Below are 14,543 nucleotides of genomic sequence, written 5' to 3'. Positions count from 1 at the left end.
GGTTTTGCGTTCTACTGATCAGGTTGATCGCGGCAGTTGCGCCGATTGCGCAAGCTCACACATCGGGTGGCAAAACTGAGCACTTCGGGGTTTCCTATGGCGGTTGCTGGAGATCCATGACGAAATTCCTGCTGCGTGACGGAAGCCTGATCGACGTCGATACCGAAGCGGCCTCAGAAGACGTTTTCAGCTACACCACCAGTGACGGAACAACCATTCACGCCGCCCTCTCCGACAAGGCTGAGATGGAGCTTCTGCGTCAAGTCCCGCCAAAACTGCTGAGCGTTTCCCAACGGATGCAGCTGAGCGATCTTGCCGCCTGAGCTCCCCTAAGGATTGGGAGCAAGTCGTTTATTCCTCGGCAGCAGGTTCGGCCATTTCATGGCCTAACACCGCATCGGCAACGCTGGCAGCCACTTGATTGGCGCTGGCCATCAGATCGATCGTGGCCAGACCGAGCAAATTGCGAACTTCCGGCGACACATGGTCCATGTCTGTCGCCAGTTCCAGCTTCAAAGCCTCGATGTCTGAGCAATGGGGAAGCAGGGCCTGCAACCGGTCATGCAGCAGGTGAGCAGCCAGGGCCAGGGCACGCACGTCCGCTTGGTTCGATGGGAGATCCGCTTGTGTCATTTCAAAAGCCTGGCGGGTTTTGATGGTTCCCCTGCGCTCCTGGCTGATTTCTTGCATTAAAGGGATCAAGGGCGGAGAGCGCTTACTGATAAGCGCAGCGTTGCTGGAGGTAGTCCCAACATTCAGCGTTGTTGTTGCAGGCTCTCTCGGCATCGTCCGGGCCCACTGTGCGGCCGTGCTCCTGGAACCATCGCATCGCAATCCCTTGCCGGTAGCCCAGGGCCGCCCAGCCCCGATGCCCCCCGCAAACCTGAGCCTGGCCAGGTGCCGCGAGCACCAGGGATGCGGCAGCAGCAACCGTGAGCAGCAAGCGCATTGAGCCAGGACAACTGCGAACATGATGACCAACCCATGGAGCCTGGGCAGCGGAGAACCGCCCACGTCCGTTCGGTCCTCTTCCCTATCAACCGCCAGCTGCCGTAGCCACCATGAGTGCAGATCAGATCGCATGAGCTGATCGACGTGAGCGAGTCGGATGCAAGGCCCTTTGGATCTCGAAATCCAGGGGGTCTTTTTTTGCGCTTAGGGTCACGGACTTTGAAGCGCCCTGATGATCCTTCCCTCTCTGCCTCTGGATCTTGGGTTGTTGCTGATTTCGATTGCTGTGGTCAACATCTGGCGCGCCCAACGCCTCAGGGAAGACTGAGCTATCAGCTCAACTGCGGTACCCCCATTGCTCCAGGGTGAGTTCTTTCGATGCCCCCCCTTCACCGTCTGCCATCAGCGCAACGAGTTTTTGATTGGGGAACATCCCTCTCACCTTCTGCCAAGCAGCTGTTTTGTCCTGCGTTGCGGTACTCACATCCAGTTCATTACCGCACTCAAAACGTGCCACCCACCAGGCCATCAATGAATCACTAATGGCGGAACGCTAACGACGCTGAATGAGCGACGGGGCACAGCAGCGGTCATAACGAAGGCAAGAGCGAGTTGAGCTCCAAATCAAGCAACATGGCGGCACGTGCAACGCCTAACGCCATGCCCAGCCGCGAACAAATTCTGGCCGCCTCCGCTGGCTGGGTAGCGGTGCTTCTCAATGTGATCCCCGGCCTCGGGGCGGGCTACCTCTACCAGCGCCGCTGGAAGGCCTATTGGATCACCTCAGCCCTGGCGACTGCCTGGTTTGTTGCTGGCGCAGTGCTCGGCCAAGACTCTGACCCCGCCGCTGAAGCGCAAAACCAATTGGTGGGCCTCATCGGCCTGCTGCTGTTGGCAGGAGGTACCGCCACCGAAGCCGGTCTGGCCGTGAAGAAGGTGCGTGAGCCATTAGACGCAAGCACTTAGCCAAAGGTGTTGCCGTTCCAGCCCCAGCTGCTGGCGTTGACATCGTCAAAAGCCACATAGATCCGGCTCGCTGGGATGCCAGTGCGCGATTCGATTAACTCGCAAAACGCCGACGTCATCGCCGCCGGCTTCAACGCTCCAATCGACTTGATCTCGACATAGGCGCACGGTTCAGAGCTGCCGGCAAAGGTCATCGGCACAGCCGTCTCCAGCAGCGTCATCACATACGACTCAGGCTTGCCGGTCTGCTGGGCCAAAGCGGCGGAGAGCTCCTTGAGCAGAGCAGAGGAATCGCCCACTTCCGGCAGTGAGGTGCGGACGTTGATCAGCGGCATCGAAGCGCAACAGCACGGGATCGAATGCTGGCACGAGCATCTGCCGCCACCATGAAGGCATGATTCACCCGGACCCCAACACGGAATACTTCGCGCAAGCGCAGTTCAAGGGTCCTGGAAACACACCAGAAGACGATTACCTGGCCTGGAGCCAGCAGCTCATTCCGCCAGCCAAAACAGATAGCCCTGGCCATGTGGCTTCACACCTTCGCTTTCAAGCTCAACGCACCGGCCACTCGCTGCAGCAATTCGTCTGGGAAGGGCAAAAGTTCAACGCCATGGGGCGCAAGATCAGCCCGCTGAGATGAACAAAAAAGGAGGTGCCGTGCGCTGAGCAGGCGGCGTCTCTACTTTTGTCGCTAGCTGGAGCGGCGCCGTGTCGAACCACATGGATCTGAGCGAGATCCGCAAAACGATCGAATGGATGACCCCATCCGACGGCTGGAAAGTTCAAAAGGATGCCACCGGGGACCCGGCCAACCTTTGGGCTGAATATGGCTTCAGCGTGCTTGGAGCCCTTCTGATCTATGGCCCCAAGGCAGCTGAGGTGATGGAGATCAGCGACTCACTGACTCCAGAGGAATCTCAAGAGATGGAAGCCCTTGGTCTTCTGGCCCAGCAGAAATGGGAGCAGGGCAAACGCGAGGCCAAAGAAAAGGCGGCCGCAGCTGGGGCTTAAGCCTCCAGGCTTAAGAGGAAATAAGGCTTCCCAAGCCAGAAAACAGATTCAGCTCCAAAGCGAGCTTTCTGCAGGCCAAGGCCATTAGGTTTCAAGGCATGGACCCTGATCAAGCCAATACTTCTATCGATATCCAAGTCATCGACAAGATGATGGATCGCTGGCGCCTGCGCCTGCTGACCCATGGCGCCGCCAGTGAACTGGGCATGGAAGCCACCCGGCAGCTCAGCAAACTGGAAGCTAGAAAAGAGCACCTAAGCGCCCAGAGCTAAGGCGGCTTGGCCGTTCTTTGTTCATGAAGTGCTGCAGAGCAGCAGGAAAGTCAATAAGTTGTGCGCCCTTGGCTGGTCAGATTCGTGAGCGCTTCTGAGCTGACCCCACTGGATTGGCATGTGATCCACTTCGCTGTTGATCGGTTGCGGATCGCTGCAGAAAGCCCTGACCCCGAAACCAACGAAACCAACCCGCTACCTCCTGATGTGAGCGACACCTTGATTCGCATCAGCCAAGTGGCGCAACAGCAGATGGCGGCCTGAGGCATCAGGCCCAGCGCAAAATCAAGGCGCGAGCATCGTGATCGGCCATGGCACGAATCAGTGTCCGCAGAACCAACGCGATAACAGCACCGGCGATAAAAGCGATCAGGGTCATGGATGGTGGATTGGATCTCTGACTTCAACCTCGCCTCGGTGCTGAGGTTTGCGGATCCCCCAAACGAGCGAAGAACAAGCCATTCGGCAGTTCTCAGACACTCATCAGCCAACCCCCCAGCAAGGCAGGCCAGCAGCAGAAAAGATCAAAGTGAGCCGCTAAACAACCTGTGGAACCCCTCATCTCCCTTGGTGTCTTGCTGCTGTTTGTGGCCTACCTCAACCGCCGCAAACCCATGGAGCTCTGAACCATGCCCAGGCACGATGGGGCTTGATGGCTGGTGACCCATGGCAGAGACGTTTGTGGATGTGCGGCTCAGCGCCGAAGAGGCTGAACTCATCGACTTCGCCCTCGATTTGGTTACCGACGCCTACGCCGATCAGGCCATGGTGGAGCGGCTCAAAGAGAAATACCGCACCGAAGCGGGCTCTGCATTGGTGAACACGCTGCGGCGCCGCTGCTACATCCCCATCGAGCTGCCCTGATCCCTCAAGATCGCCACTAGGGTCAGCTTCACCGCAGCCCATCGATGCTTCTGCCCTCGCTCGCCTGGGATCTTGGGTTGCTATTGATCTCCATCGCGGTGGTCAACATCTGGCGGGCTCGCCGCTCCAGCGGCGATTAAGCCGACTGAGGACAATTCAATCTGCGTCTGTTCAGCACTAACGGAAACCCAAGCCAACTTGCTTGATGGTGGTGTCTCCCGCAGAAGCAGCAGTGAGAAGCACTTGGCTCAACCCCCCAACGCGTTGCTCACCGGGCTCAACCTGGCGGCCTTCTCAGCAGCCTTCCACATCGCCGTCCTCTTCCACGTCAGCACTAAACGCAGCATCCGTGCGCCAGCTCGTTGCCGCCTTTGGCTTGAGCGCCTAGACGCTCAAAACAGGCTCAACACCAGGTTGACCCACCATCCCAAGAGAGCCTTGGCCCGCCTGTGAACAGAGCGCACCAAACGGGCGAGATAGGTGGAGAGATAAACCGGGCTGCGGCTACTGCGATCAACAGCCAGCGAGCGGTGAGCAAGCGCGTGGGCTTTGGTGCTCGAGATAAACGTGCGCTGCATACCTCGACCCCACTCGTGCATTCAATCTGACTTGAGCACCAAGGAATGCAAGCTTTATTGCGTTGTATCTCCAAGCCATGACCAACCCTGATCAGCAGCCAGCCAAGCGACGACGGGCCTTCTCCTACACGGAGATGATGAACTCAGGCCAGCAGCAGCTGAGCGCCGAGCAAATCGCAGCGCTGGAACACCAAGCCAAAGCAGCCTCAACAGAAGGCGACGCCCCACCTACAACAAAACCCTGAGCAGAGCCAGGGCTTTGTTGGCTGTCTGGGATGCCCACCGATGGTGGGCGATGCATCACCAACCCGCAGGAGCCATCACAGCCGTGGGCTGGGTATACACCGGCTGTTGGTAGACAACGGGCTGTTGATACACAACCGGCTGATGGGCCTGCTCCATGTGGGCGATGCCATTGAGCAACATTCCAGCGCCAGCCATGGTGGCTGCAGCAGGGGGAACAGTCCAACCGCCGCGGTGATGGTGGTGGTGATGACGGGCAGGACGAACCACAACCATGGGCTGGGCATTGGCTGCGGGAATCGCGATCGCACCGAGGCTGACAACAGCAACAGCGGCGCCAAGGGCAATGGGGAGAACTCGGTTACGCATGGGAGTTATCTCAAACGACATCCCTTTCCTAAAGGCGGTGGTTGAAGCCGCGTCAGCCCGAGAACCGGCCGAGCCGGTTCGGTTTTGCGAATTTCGCGTAGGCAGTGAAAGACGAGCCATGACTAAAAAGCCCTGCGGCGCGATTGATCACAGCTGCGCTAGCTCACGCTTCACCAGCTGCACATGCTCCTCCACTTCCGCAGAGGTGAAGTTGGGATCACGCTGCTTGAGCCAGCGGCGAATTAACGCATCGGCTGGCTGCTGCTGCTCGGCGATGAGGCATTTGAGCCCCTGCAGCTCCTGCTTGAGCTGTTCCATGGGTGACTTGCAAAGCCCAGCGATGGCTTGTTGCTCCTGGATTCAGGTTCAGTGCAAAGCCAAATGTTGTGATCCCCCAAAAGGACCAAAGCGCCGCGGGCTAGAAGAGCTGCCCACCTTTAAACCACAACAGGGCCAGCACCGTGAGCACCTGCAACACGATCAAGGCCTTGGTGGCCCGGCTCATCACCGGTTTCTGTTGAGGCTTGCCTTTCGCCATTAGCTCAACGCTCCTACAGGGCAGCTGGTGTGAACAGCACAGCACTGGCAATCAAACCCAGATAGGTGCCCACCAAATAGCCCAACAAGCCAATCGCTACAGCCGGCAGCGCCAGTTCGCCGCGCTTCAACGAGGTGGCCAAGGCGAGGGCCGTGCTCGGCCCGCCAATCGCCGCTTGCGAGGCCACCAGGGTTTCACCCAAAGGCCAACGGCGCCATCGGCGCAGCAGCAGCAAGGCCGCCGCCTGCAACGCCACAATCCAGGCGGCATAAACCAACACCGGCAGCCCCTCTCCCAGCAGCCCGCCCACGGGCGAGCTCAAGCCGATCACGGTGAAAAACGGCTGAATCAACAGCAAACCTTCCTCGTAGCAGCCCCGCCGCGATGGCCCCCAAGGCAGCTGCGCGGCAATCAAGGCCGTGGTGGTGAGCACCAAGATTGAGGGCACCGCTGGCAGAACAAGGCCCACCAGCTGAGAGGCCAGCAGCACGCCAAGGCCCCAAAGCAACGCCAAGCCATAGCCAGCCGCGTCCTGATGGGTTGCAGCAGCAGGTGTTGGCACAGGGGTTTCAGGTCCTGAGCGGCTGCCCCGCTGTCCCAGCCAGAGGCTGACGGCAAACCAAATCGCAAACACCACATGGTCGGCAGCCGTGGCCACCAGCAGCAGCGATTCCGGCGGCTGCAGGGTGCGCGCCACCGACACGAAATTGAGGCTGCCGCCGGTGAAGGTGGCGGTGAACACCCCCGCCAAAACGCTGCGCTCAGCCCCAAGCCAAGGCCCAAACACCAGCCCGCCCAGCAGCACCGCCGCCAAGGTGAGCAGCACCGAAGCAGCAAATGGCGTCAATAGGCGCCGGGCATCGGGCCAGACCCGGCGCAGATCCACCGCCAGCAGCAGCTGAGCAATGGCCAAGGAGGTCAGCGGTCCGCTGATCCAACCCGCCGCCGCCTTATTGGGCTGCCAGCCGGTGATGTTGGTGACCAACAACCCGATCAGCAGCACCACCATGGTCATGCCGAGCTGGCGGCCCCAGGCTGTGGAGCGGCTCAACCACCAGCCCAGCGCTGTCAACAGCAGGATCACCAACACCTCAGCCGCCATGGCCACCTCCTTTGAGCAGATCTTTGTCTACGGCAGCCTGAAATCAGGCCGATCCGCCCATCATCTGCTGGCGGGGGCTGAGCGCCAAGGCAATGGCTGGCTGGAGGGCGTGCGGCTGGGCAGCTCGGCGGGCTACCCCATGCTCTGGTGCGGCGATCACACCATCAACGGCGAGGTCTACCGAGTCGATCCTGCGCTGATGCCGCAGCTTGATGCCTATGAAGGTGTCCCCAACGACTACATCCGACTGCAGCGGCAGCTGCACGATGGCCGCCGGGTGTGGGTCTACATGCACCCGTCAGCGGGGCTGTGAAGTGGCCGGTGCTGGATCCATCGATTCGGAGAGGCCCCAATCAAGCTCCACAATCCAAGCCCCCAGCGCTGCGATGCAGGCCAACGCCACAATCAGCAAGATCCAGTGGCGACGGTCCATGGCAAGAATCAAAACAGGAAGAATGGAAAGCAAAAAGCGGAGCCAGGTGAACCCTGACTCCGCCCCTTGGTTGTCAACAATCAGCTCAACTCAATGCTTCAAAAGCATTGATTGATCACCACAGGCCACGCACAGCGCGGCGGTAGTCGGTGAAGCGGATGTTGGTGTTGAGGTAGAGGTTGTAGTACTGGCAGTCACCGCTGATGCCGTCGTCATCAGGGGTGTAGCAGGTCAGCACCACACCAGCTTCATCGTTGCCATAGTCCTCGTTGCTGAGGGTTTCAGCAGCAATGGCAGAAGCGGGCAGCACAGCGGCAGAGCCGAGGAGTGCAGCGGAAGCGAGCAGAGCAGCACGCATGGGTCGAATGTGAATTCTCCCGGCATCGTGAAAACAATCGCTCCTGCCATTGCTTAATCCGCAGGAATCTCTTCAGATTCAACCAAAAAGTGCCAACACAGCGACTCTTTTTGGAATAAAAAATGGCCTATTGATTTGATTTCCAAAAACAATAAATACTATCGCCAGCTTCATCAATAAACGGCTCTGCAGAACAGGCAGCCCATTCCTTCATCGCTCGCTATCAACCAATCAGTGCCTATCGACTCTCAAGCGATGAGCAGCCCACAAGTGGCGCCGCAAACCCTGGGCGACATCATCACGATGGCCGTAGCGCCCGTGTTTTTGATCAGCTCCTTGATCGCCTACCTCGGCGTGCTGAGTGCGCGCTCCACCCGCATCGTCGACAACCTGCTCGTGTTGCAGGCCAGCGAAGCCGAGCTGATCAGCCTGCAAAAGCAACGCATGCGCTGCATCGCGCTGGCCTTCCGCGAGGTGGCCATTGCCGCCGCCCTGGTCTGCGGGGTGGTGATTTGTCTGTTCTTGAACGTGAGCCAGCGCATGGATCTCACCCTGGCGGTGAGCATCCTGTTCATCTCGGCGATGGTGCTGGTGGTGCATTCACTCATCACCTTTCACAAGGAGCTGCAACTGGCGATCCGCTCAGCGCGCCTGAAGTTCCCAGGCAGTTTTTAAAACGCCGTAAGTTGAGCCCATGGCCCTAATTCCTCGCTGGCGCTACATGAGCGATGAGGCCAAAGCGGTCACGCGCCGCATTGGCTGGAGCGCCCTGGCGATTCTTGTGGTGGCTGTGGTGCTGAGGCCGCTACTGCCTTGGCTCGCCCTCAGCATCCTTCTGTACTTGATCTGGCAAAAGCGCCGTTAGCGGCGAGCGACACCGCGGCCAGCACCGAACAAGCCCAAATCAATCAGCAAACCAACGGCCAATAGGAACAGACCACTAAAGCTGCCAAAGGCATATCCCATGGCCACCGCCCAGCAATAGGCCAGCGTTGTGGTGGGCAGCAGGATGATCCCCAGCAATGGCCAGACCCAGACCCCAGCAAAAGGAGCCAACACGAAGGCTGGGGTAAACAACCACAGCAAAAAGAAAACAATGCGCGGAGCCAATAAGCCCAGCAAAGCGATGAAACACATGGCTCAGGCCACCTGTTCTTGGGATTGTTGACGCGAGCTCCAATAGCTCTGGGCGCGCTCAAACAAGGTGTCCTGGATCACCACCAAAAACCGATTGATCCGCAGTTGGCTGTCCTTGCGGCGGGGAACCATGTCGGAGGCAGCACCTGCGAAACAGAGGTCCACCAAGGTGGCAACCTCTTCTTGGCTCATGGTGATCTGAAGGCTTCCTTCAGGCTGAGTGGTGGCGTGCATTCAGTCCTAAAAGATCTTTAAAAACCCTAGGGGGATTGCCTCTCATCAGTAGAAAAACAGGTTCGGCTTAAGAATCCGAGCCAGAGCAGTAATTGCGGCCACAGCCCCAGCCGGGTCCACAAACTCTTGCCACTCAACGCAGGCAGTTGCATCAGCCCCAACGTCTCCTGGTTAGCAGGCAGTTGCTGTTGCAGCTCCCCGCGGGGGCTAATCAACGCCGATGGCCCGGTATTGGCACTGCTCAGGAGCCATCGGGAGGTTTCGATCGCGCGCAACTGCGATAAAGCCATGAACTGCTGCTGTAAAGCAGCTGGATAGGGATCGAGGTTGGCAATCGTCAGCAGCCAGCCAGCCCCATCGCGCACCGCCTGATTCAGCCCCAAACCATCACTGAGCTCGTAGCAAATCGCCACCGCCACAGAGCCCAAAGGCGGCGGCAGCGCAAGCAAACGCGTTGCCTCGCCGGGGCTCACGCCCCCCACAGCCGATAGCCCAGCCAAGCCGCCTGGCACCCACTCGCCTAGGGGCACCAGGCGCTGCTTATCAATCCACTGCTGCGGACGATTGCTGCCAGAGGGGAACCACAACACGCTGCTGCGCTCCTCCAGCTCTTGGCGGCGAAAGCCACCGGAGAGCAATGGAACTGGCATCGCCGGCAAGGCTTGGCCCAATGGCAATGCTCCTTCGGGCAACACCACCGCATCAGCTCCCTGCTGCTCGGCAACCGCCATGGCTCGAATCAGCAATTGCCGCTGACGCTGCTGCTGCTGGGCGCTGAATTTCTCGCGCGTGGGCAGGTTGGGCTGCCCCACCACCACACTCAGCTCATCGCCAGCCACGCCAGCGGTGGGAACAGCCGCCAAAGCCGCGGCTCCCAGCCCATGGGCCACCAGCAGCACCAACAGCAGCGCCCGCCAGCGCAGCCGCCACAGCAACCAACTGATCAGCAGCTGCAGCGCTGCCAGCAAAGGCGCGCCCCCAAACCAGGCCAAACCCGCCAGCCAGCGATCACCCGGCAGCGGCGCCACGCCCAGACCAATCCAAAACAGCGGGCCTTTGGCGAGCAGCAGCTCCACCAACGCCCAGAGCCAAGCCGCCGTGAAGGCCGTGCTCAGCCGCGCCGGCCCCGCCCGCTGCACCAAGGCGCACCACAGCCCCACCAACAGCGCCGCGGAACCGCCGCAAATCAGCCACAGCGCCACCACCAAAGGGGCACTCAGCAGCCCCGGCACTCCCAACCAATCGAGGGGATGAAGGGCCAACAGCCAGCGATGGCTCACCAGCACTGCAGCAGCTCCCCAAAGCGCTCCTCCCCGCCAAGACAGACGCCACAAAGGCACCAAAGCGATCCACAACATCCACGGCCAACCCAGCGGCGGCAAGGCCAAACCCGCCAAACCGCCCGCAAGGGGAGCCAGCCACAACGAGCGTTCGCCAATTGTTAGCCAACTCTTAAGCGGACGACCGCCAAGCCTTAGCCCAAGTGGCAGGTCATGCCTCATACATTTCCGCGTGTCGCCTGGAACAACGAGTCATGGTCGCCACCCCACAGCCTCAACGCGACGCCAATCCCGACAAGTTAGAGCTGCGCCAATTACTGGAAAACAGCTTTCACAATCACGATCTGGTGACCCTGGCCCCCGGCAGCCCGGTGCCACTGCTCAAAGGTCACGTATGGCTCGTGGTGCGCGGCATGACCAAGCTCGTGACCTCATCAATGAATGGCGATGAGGCCTTATTAGGTCTGGTGGGACCTGGAGAGCCCTTCGGTGAACCCCTCAGCCAGGTGAATCCCTATGAGGCGATCACCTTGAGCCAGTGCGATCTGCTGTGCTTGCGCTGGGATCAACTCACCAGCGACCCCAGCCTCAGCCGGGGCATGCTGCTGGCCACCGCCAAGCGCTACCGGCAGGTAGAAGCGCTGCTGGCCCTGATGGGACAACGCCGCGTCGAAGAGCGCCTGCGCAGCTTCTTTGAACTGATGGCCGAGAGCTACGGCCAGCCCTGCGAGCAGGGGGTGCGCATCAGCGTGCGGCTCACCCATCAAGATCTCGCGAACCTGCTGGGAACCACACGGGTCACCGTGACCCGATTCATCGGAGTTCTGCGCGATCAAGGCTGGCTCGAGGTGGAGCACAGCCGCCATGTGGTCGTCAAATCCGCTCAAAAGCGCTAAACCGCAGGCAGTTCAAGCGTCCCCAGCCGATGGAGAGCAGCAACCCACTGCAGCAGCTGCTGGTGCGCGGAATCGGCACCACCAACGTTGTGGCTGATCGGCTCAAGTCGGTGATTCAAGGCTGGGTCACCAGCGGCCGCATTGATGCCAGCCAGGCATCAAGCCTGATTGAAGAGGTGAGCGGCGCGATGCGGGGTGACAACCCCGCTGCTGAAAAACAGGCCGAGCAACAGATCGAGCGCAACCTCGATCAACTGCTGCATGAAATGGGCTTGGCGCGTCAGCGCGAGGTGGATGAGCTGCGAGGCCGCATTGATCGCCTTGAGCAACAGCTGCGTCAAAACGGCGAACTTCGCTGACAGAATCAGCCGGTCTCTCTCAGCCCTTGATGCGCGACATCCTGATCAGCTCCGCCGTCTGCGTGGGCTGCCTGATGCTGGCTCTGGTCAGCCAGATCGTGGCCCCCACCCCAGCCCAGGCCAGTGCTCCAGCGGCCAGCGAGGTGCGCCCAGCTGCCAAGGCAGCCGCCGTGAACCCCGCCGCGCCGCCTGCTGAGCTGGATCCCAACGAGAGCAACCCCCGTCTGTTTGCGATGGCGCCTGAGGCCAGCGATCAAGTGGCCCAAGGTTCAGCAGCTGATTTGTTGGGCGGGGAAATGGAAGCCACCAAAGAGCGCATGACCCCCTCTGGCCTCAAGATCACTGACCTAGTGGAGGGCACCGGCACCGAAGCCCAAAGCGGCAACACCGTCTCGGTGAACTACCGCGGCACCTTGACCAATGGCCAGGAGTTCGACAGCAGCTACCGCCGCAACCAGGCGTTCACCTTTCCCCTCGGCGGCGGCCGGGTGATCCGCGGCTGGGATGAAGGCGTTGTGGGCATGAAAGAAGGCGGCAAGCGCCGTTTGGTGATCCCGCCGGATCTGGCCTACGGCTCCCGCGGAGCTGGCGGTGTGATCGGGCCCAACGAAACCCTGATCTTTGAAATCGAGCTCGTGAAAGTTCAGGGCAACTGATCGCGAGCCTTTGAGCATCGCTCTCAATGGCTTTGCGCAGTTAAGGTGGCGAAAGGTGATAAGCCCTCAACAAATACTGCGTTCTGTTGCCCAGGCGATCCTGTACAGGCTCCCTGCAACCCAGGCTGCTGCCCACTGCGACGGCCCTTGCGGCGTCTACGACCCCGCCTCTGCTCGCGTGGCAGCTGAGGCGGTCCTGTCGATGACCAAAAAGCTGATTGCACTGGCGCCGCCAGAAGGCAATGACGCTGCTGCTTGGGCGACCTACAACAACACCTTCTCCCGCTACGTGGCGGTGAAAGAAGAACAGGCCCAGGAAACCAAAGAGGAACTCCTCATCCTCTGGACCGATTACTTCAAACCTGAGCACCTGGCGACCTTCCCAGAACTGCATGACACCTTCTGGAAGGCAGCCAAGCTCTGCAGCGCCTGCAAGGTGAACATTGATCAGGCCAAGGCCGAAGAACTGATGAAGGCAGTGGAAAAAATCCACACCATGTTCTGGAGTTCCAAGGGCCGCAGCGACGCCTGGGTCACTGCCAGCTGATCAAAACCAAGATCTTCCTCAAGCGGGTCTTGGCGCATTGATCTTGATTCTTTTGGGTCGCCGTCGACTGTTCCGAGTCGATGGCGATTCCATGCTGCCTGCTTTAAAGCCTGGTGATCGCGTCATCGCGATCCCTTACCGCGGCGAGCAGCTACAAAGCGGTGCCGTCGTGGTGGTGACACATCCTGGCCAAAGGCAATTGATGATCAAGCGTTTGTCTGCTCCCTGCAACGGAGGCTGGTGGGTGCTGGGAGACAATCCAGCCAGCAGCAGCGACAGCCGGCAATTTGGACCGATCGCCGCAATTGCAATCCGAGCCATTGCCACGGCCGTCGTGCCATCCAAGAACTGATCGACGCCTTAAACCGGAATGTTGGCGGCTTGAAGCCAGAAAATCCCAATAGCGATTGAAAGCCCACCTGAACAACCAACCAACGAAGGAAGCCAGCGACGGCCCAAGCGGGCACTGGCAATGGCCATCAACAACACAAACGCTGTCATTGCTGCCAGCGATCCAACCAAGTAGGCGATCAGATAGCTAAATGCACCCAATGGCGGAAGCGCCAAAGCGGGAATCACCGCCAACAGGTGCCCGGCGCCAGCCAAACCATGGAGCAAGCCGAGGCCAGACGCTGTATGGGAGTGCCAACGGTGCTGACGACCACCCCCGACATGGAGATGGAGGTGTTCATGGGTGGTTCCCCCTTCATGGGAGTGGCGGTGCGTATGGATATCGAGCCCAAAGGCTGTGCGAATGGCCATCCCACCAACCACCAGCAGTGAGATGCCAACCAACACCTCAGCCCACCCCGAGAGGGTCTCAATGTGCCGCAGATCTTTGACCAAAATCGCCAGCAATGTCAGCAAGACAACGCCGAGGGAATGGCCCAGACCCCAGGTCAAACCTCGCTTCAACGCAAGCTGTGGTTGATGCACAGATGAAGGAGCCATTGCCACGAGGTGATCAGCCCCACTGACAACGTGAACAGCACCAGCCGTCAGGCCAGTGAGGATGCTCAGCAGCATGGCGATTCCCAACAAAAGAAGTCTGCCTGATGAGTTCCTTGCAACGTCAATAGCTGCGCGCGGCTCGATACGCTTGCCGCCGCCCGAACCAGCGCTCATGCCCCACACCCTCCCTGCTCTGCCTTACGAGCTCGATGCTCTCGAGCCTCATATCTCTAGGCAGACCTTGGAGTTCCACCACGGCAAGCACCACGCTGCCTACGTAAACAACCTCAACAAGCTGGTGGAAGGAACTGATCTCGATAGCAAAAGTATCGAGGACACCATCACCGCCGTAGCCGGCAACGCCGACAAAGCAGGCGTGTTCAACAACGCCGCCCAGGTGTGGAACCACAGCTTCTACTGGCAGTGCATCAAGCCCGGTGGCGGCGGCCAGCCCACTGGCGCTCTGGCCGAGAAGATCAACGCTGACTTCGGCAGCTTTGAGAAGTTCATCGAAGCCTTCAAAGCCGCTGGCGCCACCCAGTTCGGTAGTGGCTGGGCCTGGCTGGTGCTCGACAACGGCAGCCTCAAGGTGACCAAAACCGCCAACGCTGATCTGCCCCTGGCCCACGGCCAAAAGGCTCTGCTCACCATGGATGTGTGGGAGCACGCCTACTACCTGGACTACCAGAACCGCCGCCCCGACTACATCACCACTTACCTCGAGAAGCTGGTGAACTGGGACTTCGTGGCCGCCAACTTCGCCGGTGCCTGATTCAGCAACCCAGCGATCAGCCA

At 59.9% G+C, this 14,543-nt stretch carries 31 protein-coding genes; 17 read left to right on the top strand and 14 right to left on the bottom strand.

Features of this window, described 5'->3' with window-relative positions:
• Positions 1-116 precede the first annotated feature (116 nt).
• Complete coding sequence (locus SIB46_RS12275; RefSeq protein WP_413296396.1) at positions 117-323, top strand: hypothetical protein; 207 nt, start codon at positions 117-119, stop codon at positions 321-323.
• Positions 324-351: 28 nt separating this feature from the next.
• Here the strand turns inward: SIB46_RS12275 and SIB46_RS12270 are convergent, their stop codons facing one another.
• The 3 genes from SIB46_RS12270 to SIB46_RS12260 all read right to left on the bottom strand — a co-directional run bounded on the left by SIB46_RS12270 (position 352) and on the right by SIB46_RS12260 (position 1,480).
• Positions 352-690, bottom strand: a complete 339-nt coding sequence (locus SIB46_RS12270; RefSeq protein WP_413296395.1) for a hypothetical protein — start codon at positions 688-690, stop codon at positions 352-354.
• Between the two features lie 25 nt (positions 691-715).
• Positions 716-949: a hypothetical protein gene (locus SIB46_RS12265; protein ID WP_413296394.1), complete on the bottom strand. Its 234-nt coding sequence runs from the start codon at positions 947-949 to the stop codon at positions 716-718.
• Positions 950-1,288: 339 nt separating this feature from the next.
• On the bottom strand, positions 1,289-1,480 hold the full coding sequence (locus SIB46_RS12260) for a hypothetical protein (protein WP_413296393.1): 192 nt from the start codon (positions 1,478-1,480) through the stop codon (positions 1,289-1,291).
• Between the two features lie 131 nt (positions 1,481-1,611).
• Between SIB46_RS12260 and SIB46_RS12255 the strand changes: the two genes are divergently transcribed.
• A complete protein-coding gene (locus tag SIB46_RS12255; protein ID WP_413296392.1) occupies positions 1,612-1,917 on the top strand; it encodes a hypothetical protein in 306 nt (101 codons plus the stop codon).
• Here the strand turns inward: SIB46_RS12255 and SIB46_RS12250 are convergent.
• The gene (locus SIB46_RS12250; protein ID WP_413296391.1) at positions 1,914-2,252 is read right to left on the bottom strand and encodes a phenylpyruvate tautomerase MIF-related protein; all 339 of its coding nucleotides are present in this window, start codon (positions 2,250-2,252) and stop codon (positions 1,914-1,916) included. The genes SIB46_RS12255 and SIB46_RS12250 overlap by 4 nt on opposite strands.
• A gap of 59 nt (positions 2,253-2,311) precedes the next feature.
• On the opposite strand from SIB46_RS12250, the gene SIB46_RS12245 reads away from it, so the two are divergent.
• The 5 genes from SIB46_RS12245 (at position 2,312) to SIB46_RS12225 (ending at position 4,067) form a co-directional block, all read left to right on the top strand.
• Positions 2,312-2,560 carry a hypothetical protein gene (locus SIB46_RS12245; protein WP_413296390.1) on the top strand — a complete coding sequence of 83 codons (249 nt, stop codon included), beginning with the start codon at positions 2,312-2,314 and terminating at the stop codon, positions 2,558-2,560.
• Positions 2,561-2,628: 68 nt separating this feature from the next.
• A complete protein-coding gene (locus SIB46_RS12240) occupies positions 2,629-2,931 on the top strand; it encodes a hypothetical protein (protein WP_413296389.1) in 303 nt (100 codons plus the stop codon).
• Positions 2,932-3,029: 98 nt separating this feature from the next.
• Positions 3,030-3,203: a hypothetical protein gene (locus tag SIB46_RS12235; protein WP_413296388.1), complete on the top strand. Its 174-nt coding sequence runs from the start codon at positions 3,030-3,032 to the stop codon at positions 3,201-3,203.
• Positions 3,204-3,287: 84 nt separating this feature from the next.
• Entirely contained in the window at positions 3,288-3,467 is a 180-nt protein-coding gene (locus SIB46_RS12230) for a hypothetical protein (protein ID WP_413296387.1), read from the top strand.
• 402 nt (positions 3,468-3,869) lie between these two features.
• Positions 3,870-4,067, top strand: coding sequence for a hypothetical protein (locus SIB46_RS12225; RefSeq protein ID WP_413296386.1), 198 nt, complete (start codon positions 3,870-3,872; stop codon positions 4,065-4,067).
• A gap of 392 nt (positions 4,068-4,459) precedes the next feature.
• Here SIB46_RS12225 and SIB46_RS12220 read toward each other — a convergent pair whose 3' ends face one another.
• A complete protein-coding gene (locus SIB46_RS12220) occupies positions 4,460-4,645 on the bottom strand; it encodes a hypothetical protein (RefSeq protein ID WP_413296385.1) in 186 nt (61 codons plus the stop codon).
• 77 nt (positions 4,646-4,722) lie between these two features.
• Here SIB46_RS12220 and SIB46_RS12215 point away from each other — a divergent pair, with 77 nt between their 5' ends.
• Positions 4,723-4,890 carry a hypothetical protein gene (locus SIB46_RS12215; protein ID WP_413296384.1) on the top strand — a complete coding sequence of 56 codons (168 nt, stop codon included), beginning with the start codon at positions 4,723-4,725 and terminating at the stop codon, positions 4,888-4,890.
• A gap of 55 nt (positions 4,891-4,945) precedes the next feature.
• On the opposite strand, the gene SIB46_RS12210 is transcribed toward SIB46_RS12215, so the two are convergent.
• The 3 genes from SIB46_RS12210 to SIB46_RS12200 all read right to left on the bottom strand — a co-directional run bounded on the left by SIB46_RS12210 (position 4,946) and on the right by SIB46_RS12200 (position 6,897).
• Positions 4,946-5,257 (bottom strand): hypothetical protein, encoded by a 312-nt coding sequence (locus SIB46_RS12210; protein ID WP_413296383.1) that lies wholly within the window; start codon positions 5,255-5,257, stop codon positions 4,946-4,948.
• A gap of 147 nt (positions 5,258-5,404) precedes the next feature.
• Positions 5,405-5,575, bottom strand: coding sequence for a hypothetical protein (locus SIB46_RS12205; protein WP_413296382.1), 171 nt, complete (start codon positions 5,573-5,575; stop codon positions 5,405-5,407).
• Between the two features lie 233 nt (positions 5,576-5,808).
• Positions 5,809-6,897: a DUF819 family protein gene (locus SIB46_RS12200; RefSeq protein ID WP_413296381.1), complete on the bottom strand. Its 1,089-nt coding sequence runs from the start codon at positions 6,895-6,897 to the stop codon at positions 5,809-5,811.
• On the opposite strand from SIB46_RS12200, the gene SIB46_RS12195 reads away from it, so the two are divergent.
• The gene (locus SIB46_RS12195; protein ID WP_413296380.1) at positions 6,896-7,210 is read left to right on the top strand and encodes a gamma-glutamylcyclotransferase; all 315 of its coding nucleotides are present in this window, start codon (positions 6,896-6,898) and stop codon (positions 7,208-7,210) included. The two genes, SIB46_RS12200 and SIB46_RS12195, sit on opposite strands and share 2 nt — an antisense overlap.
• Here SIB46_RS12195 and SIB46_RS12190 read toward each other — a convergent pair.
• Entirely contained in the window at positions 7,196-7,330 is a 135-nt protein-coding gene (locus tag SIB46_RS12190) for a hypothetical protein (protein WP_255445369.1), read from the bottom strand. The genes SIB46_RS12195 and SIB46_RS12190 overlap by 15 nt on opposite strands.
• A 115-nt stretch (positions 7,331-7,445) precedes the next feature.
• Positions 7,446-7,688, bottom strand: coding sequence for a hypothetical protein (locus SIB46_RS12185; protein WP_413296379.1), 243 nt, complete (start codon positions 7,686-7,688; stop codon positions 7,446-7,448).
• Between the two features lie 255 nt (positions 7,689-7,943).
• Here SIB46_RS12185 and SIB46_RS12180 point away from each other — a divergent pair, with 255 nt between their 5' ends.
• Both SIB46_RS12180 and SIB46_RS12175 read left to right on the top strand, forming a co-directional pair.
• On the top strand, positions 7,944-8,363 hold the full coding sequence (locus SIB46_RS12180) for a DUF2721 domain-containing protein (protein WP_011936199.1): 420 nt from the start codon (positions 7,944-7,946) through the stop codon (positions 8,361-8,363).
• A gap of 19 nt (positions 8,364-8,382) precedes the next feature.
• A complete protein-coding gene (locus tag SIB46_RS12175; RefSeq protein WP_413296378.1) occupies positions 8,383-8,553 on the top strand; it encodes a hypothetical protein in 171 nt (56 codons plus the stop codon).
• On the opposite strand, the gene SIB46_RS12170 is transcribed toward SIB46_RS12175, so the two are convergent.
• The 3 genes from SIB46_RS12170 to SIB46_RS12160 form a co-directional block, all read right to left on the bottom strand.
• On the bottom strand, positions 8,550-8,825 hold the full coding sequence (locus SIB46_RS12170; RefSeq protein WP_413296377.1) for a hypothetical protein: 276 nt from the start codon (positions 8,823-8,825) through the stop codon (positions 8,550-8,552). The two genes, SIB46_RS12175 and SIB46_RS12170, sit on opposite strands and share 4 nt — an antisense overlap.
• Positions 8,826-8,828: 3 nt before the next feature.
• A complete protein-coding gene (locus SIB46_RS12165; RefSeq protein ID WP_413296376.1) occupies positions 8,829-9,017 on the bottom strand; it encodes a hypothetical protein in 189 nt (62 codons plus the stop codon).
• 68 nt (positions 9,018-9,085) lie between these two features.
• Entirely contained in the window at positions 9,086-10,483 is a 1,398-nt protein-coding gene (locus tag SIB46_RS12160; RefSeq protein ID WP_413296375.1) for an apolipoprotein N-acyltransferase, read from the bottom strand.
• A 110-nt stretch (positions 10,484-10,593) separates the two neighbouring features.
• Between SIB46_RS12160 and SIB46_RS12155 the strand changes: the two genes are divergently transcribed.
• The 5 genes from SIB46_RS12155 to sodX all read left to right on the top strand — a co-directional run bounded on the left by SIB46_RS12155 (position 10,594) and on the right by sodX (position 13,149).
• A complete protein-coding gene (locus tag SIB46_RS12155) occupies positions 10,594-11,235 on the top strand; it encodes a Crp/Fnr family transcriptional regulator (RefSeq protein WP_413296374.1) in 642 nt (213 codons plus the stop codon).
• A 29-nt stretch (positions 11,236-11,264) separates the two neighbouring features.
• Entirely contained in the window at positions 11,265-11,594 is a 330-nt protein-coding gene (locus SIB46_RS12150) for a phasin family protein (protein ID WP_011936205.1), read from the top strand.
• A gap of 29 nt (positions 11,595-11,623) precedes the next feature.
• Positions 11,624-12,250: an FKBP-type peptidyl-prolyl cis-trans isomerase gene (locus SIB46_RS12145; protein WP_413296373.1), complete on the top strand. Its 627-nt coding sequence runs from the start codon at positions 11,624-11,626 to the stop codon at positions 12,248-12,250.
• A 73-nt stretch (positions 12,251-12,323) separates the two neighbouring features.
• Positions 12,324-12,797: a superoxide dismutase, Ni gene (gene sodN, locus SIB46_RS12140; RefSeq protein WP_413297793.1), complete on the top strand. Its 474-nt coding sequence runs from the start codon at positions 12,324-12,326 to the stop codon at positions 12,795-12,797.
• A 37-nt stretch (positions 12,798-12,834) separates the two neighbouring features.
• Positions 12,835-13,149 (top strand): nickel-type superoxide dismutase maturation protease, encoded by a 315-nt coding sequence (sodX, locus tag SIB46_RS12135; protein WP_413296372.1) that lies wholly within the window; start codon positions 12,835-12,837, stop codon positions 13,147-13,149.
• A gap of 8 nt (positions 13,150-13,157) precedes the next feature.
• On the opposite strand, the gene SIB46_RS12130 is transcribed toward sodX, so the two are convergent.
• Positions 13,158-13,823 carry a hydantoin utilization protein A gene (locus SIB46_RS12130; RefSeq protein WP_413296371.1) on the bottom strand — a complete coding sequence of 222 codons (666 nt, stop codon included), beginning with the start codon at positions 13,821-13,823 and terminating at the stop codon, positions 13,158-13,160.
• A gap of 97 nt (positions 13,824-13,920) precedes the next feature.
• Here SIB46_RS12130 and SIB46_RS12125 point away from each other — a divergent pair, with 97 nt between their 5' ends.
• Entirely contained in the window at positions 13,921-14,520 is a 600-nt protein-coding gene (locus SIB46_RS12125; RefSeq protein ID WP_413296370.1) for a superoxide dismutase, read from the top strand.
• The last annotated feature ends 23 nt before the right edge of the window (positions 14,521-14,543 follow it).

The organism is Synechococcus sp. MIT S9452, assembly GCF_047304245.1.
Taxonomy (GTDB): domain Bacteria; phylum Cyanobacteriota; class Cyanobacteriia; order PCC-6307; family Cyanobiaceae; genus RCC307.
The sequence above is the reverse complement of the archived record's forward strand: the minus strand, read 5'-3'. Positions and strand labels throughout refer to the sequence as shown.

Coding starts and splice junctions, on each gene's coding strand:
- SIB46_RS12275 (WP_413296396.1), top strand. CDS start 117: ATGACGAAATTCCTGCTGCGTGACGGAAGCCTGATCGACGTCGATACC.
- SIB46_RS12270 (WP_413296395.1), bottom strand. CDS start 690: ATGCAAGAAATCAGCCAGGAGCGCAGGGGAACCATCAAAACCCGCCAG.
- SIB46_RS12265 (WP_413296394.1), bottom strand. CDS start 949: ATGCGCTTGCTGCTCACGGTTGCTGCTGCCGCATCCCTGGTGCTCGCG.
- SIB46_RS12260 (WP_413296393.1), bottom strand. CDS start 1,480: ATGGCCTGGTGGGTGGCACGTTTTGAGTGCGGTAATGAACTGGATGTG.
- SIB46_RS12255 (WP_413296392.1), top strand. CDS start 1,612: ATGCCCAGCCGCGAACAAATTCTGGCCGCCTCCGCTGGCTGGGTAGCG.
- SIB46_RS12250 (WP_413296391.1), bottom strand. CDS start 2,252: ATGCCGCTGATCAACGTCCGCACCTCACTGCCGGAAGTGGGCGATTCC.
- SIB46_RS12245 (WP_413296390.1), top strand. CDS start 2,312: ATGATTCACCCGGACCCCAACACGGAATACTTCGCGCAAGCGCAGTTC.
- SIB46_RS12235 (WP_413296388.1), top strand. CDS start 3,030: ATGGACCCTGATCAAGCCAATACTTCTATCGATATCCAAGTCATCGAC.
- SIB46_RS12225 (WP_413296386.1), top strand. CDS start 3,870: ATGGCAGAGACGTTTGTGGATGTGCGGCTCAGCGCCGAAGAGGCTGAA.
- SIB46_RS12220 (WP_413296385.1), bottom strand. CDS start 4,645: ATGCAGCGCACGTTTATCTCGAGCACCAAAGCCCACGCGCTTGCTCAC.
- SIB46_RS12215 (WP_413296384.1), top strand. CDS start 4,723: ATGACCAACCCTGATCAGCAGCCAGCCAAGCGACGACGGGCCTTCTCC.
- SIB46_RS12210 (WP_413296383.1), bottom strand. CDS start 5,257: ATGCGTAACCGAGTTCTCCCCATTGCCCTTGGCGCCGCTGTTGCTGTT.
- SIB46_RS12205 (WP_413296382.1), bottom strand. CDS start 5,575: ATGGAACAGCTCAAGCAGGAGCTGCAGGGGCTCAAATGCCTCATCGCC.
- SIB46_RS12195 (WP_413296380.1), top strand. CDS start 6,896: ATGGCCACCTCCTTTGAGCAGATCTTTGTCTACGGCAGCCTGAAATCA.
- SIB46_RS12200 (WP_413296381.1), bottom strand. CDS start 6,897: ATGGCGGCTGAGGTGTTGGTGATCCTGCTGTTGACAGCGCTGGGCTGG.
- SIB46_RS12190 (WP_255445369.1), bottom strand. CDS start 7,330: ATGGACCGTCGCCACTGGATCTTGCTGATTGTGGCGTTGGCCTGCATC.
- SIB46_RS12185 (WP_413296379.1), bottom strand. CDS start 7,688: ATGCGTGCTGCTCTGCTCGCTTCCGCTGCACTCCTCGGCTCTGCCGCT.
- SIB46_RS12180 (WP_011936199.1), top strand. CDS start 7,944: ATGAGCAGCCCACAAGTGGCGCCGCAAACCCTGGGCGACATCATCACG.
- SIB46_RS12175 (WP_413296378.1), top strand. CDS start 8,383: ATGGCCCTAATTCCTCGCTGGCGCTACATGAGCGATGAGGCCAAAGCG.
- SIB46_RS12170 (WP_413296377.1), bottom strand. CDS start 8,825: ATGTGTTTCATCGCTTTGCTGGGCTTATTGGCTCCGCGCATTGTTTTC.
- SIB46_RS12165 (WP_413296376.1), bottom strand. CDS start 9,017: ATGAGCCAAGAAGAGGTTGCCACCTTGGTGGACCTCTGTTTCGCAGGT.
- SIB46_RS12155 (WP_413296374.1), top strand. CDS start 10,594: ATGGTCGCCACCCCACAGCCTCAACGCGACGCCAATCCCGACAAGTTA.
- SIB46_RS12150 (WP_011936205.1), top strand. CDS start 11,265: ATGGAGAGCAGCAACCCACTGCAGCAGCTGCTGGTGCGCGGAATCGGC.
- SIB46_RS12145 (WP_413296373.1), top strand. CDS start 11,624: ATGCGCGACATCCTGATCAGCTCCGCCGTCTGCGTGGGCTGCCTGATG.
- SIB46_RS12130 (WP_413296371.1), bottom strand. CDS start 13,823: ATGCTGCTGAGCATCCTCACTGGCCTGACGGCTGGTGCTGTTCACGTT.
- SIB46_RS12125 (WP_413296370.1), top strand. CDS start 13,921: ATGCCCCACACCCTCCCTGCTCTGCCTTACGAGCTCGATGCTCTCGAG.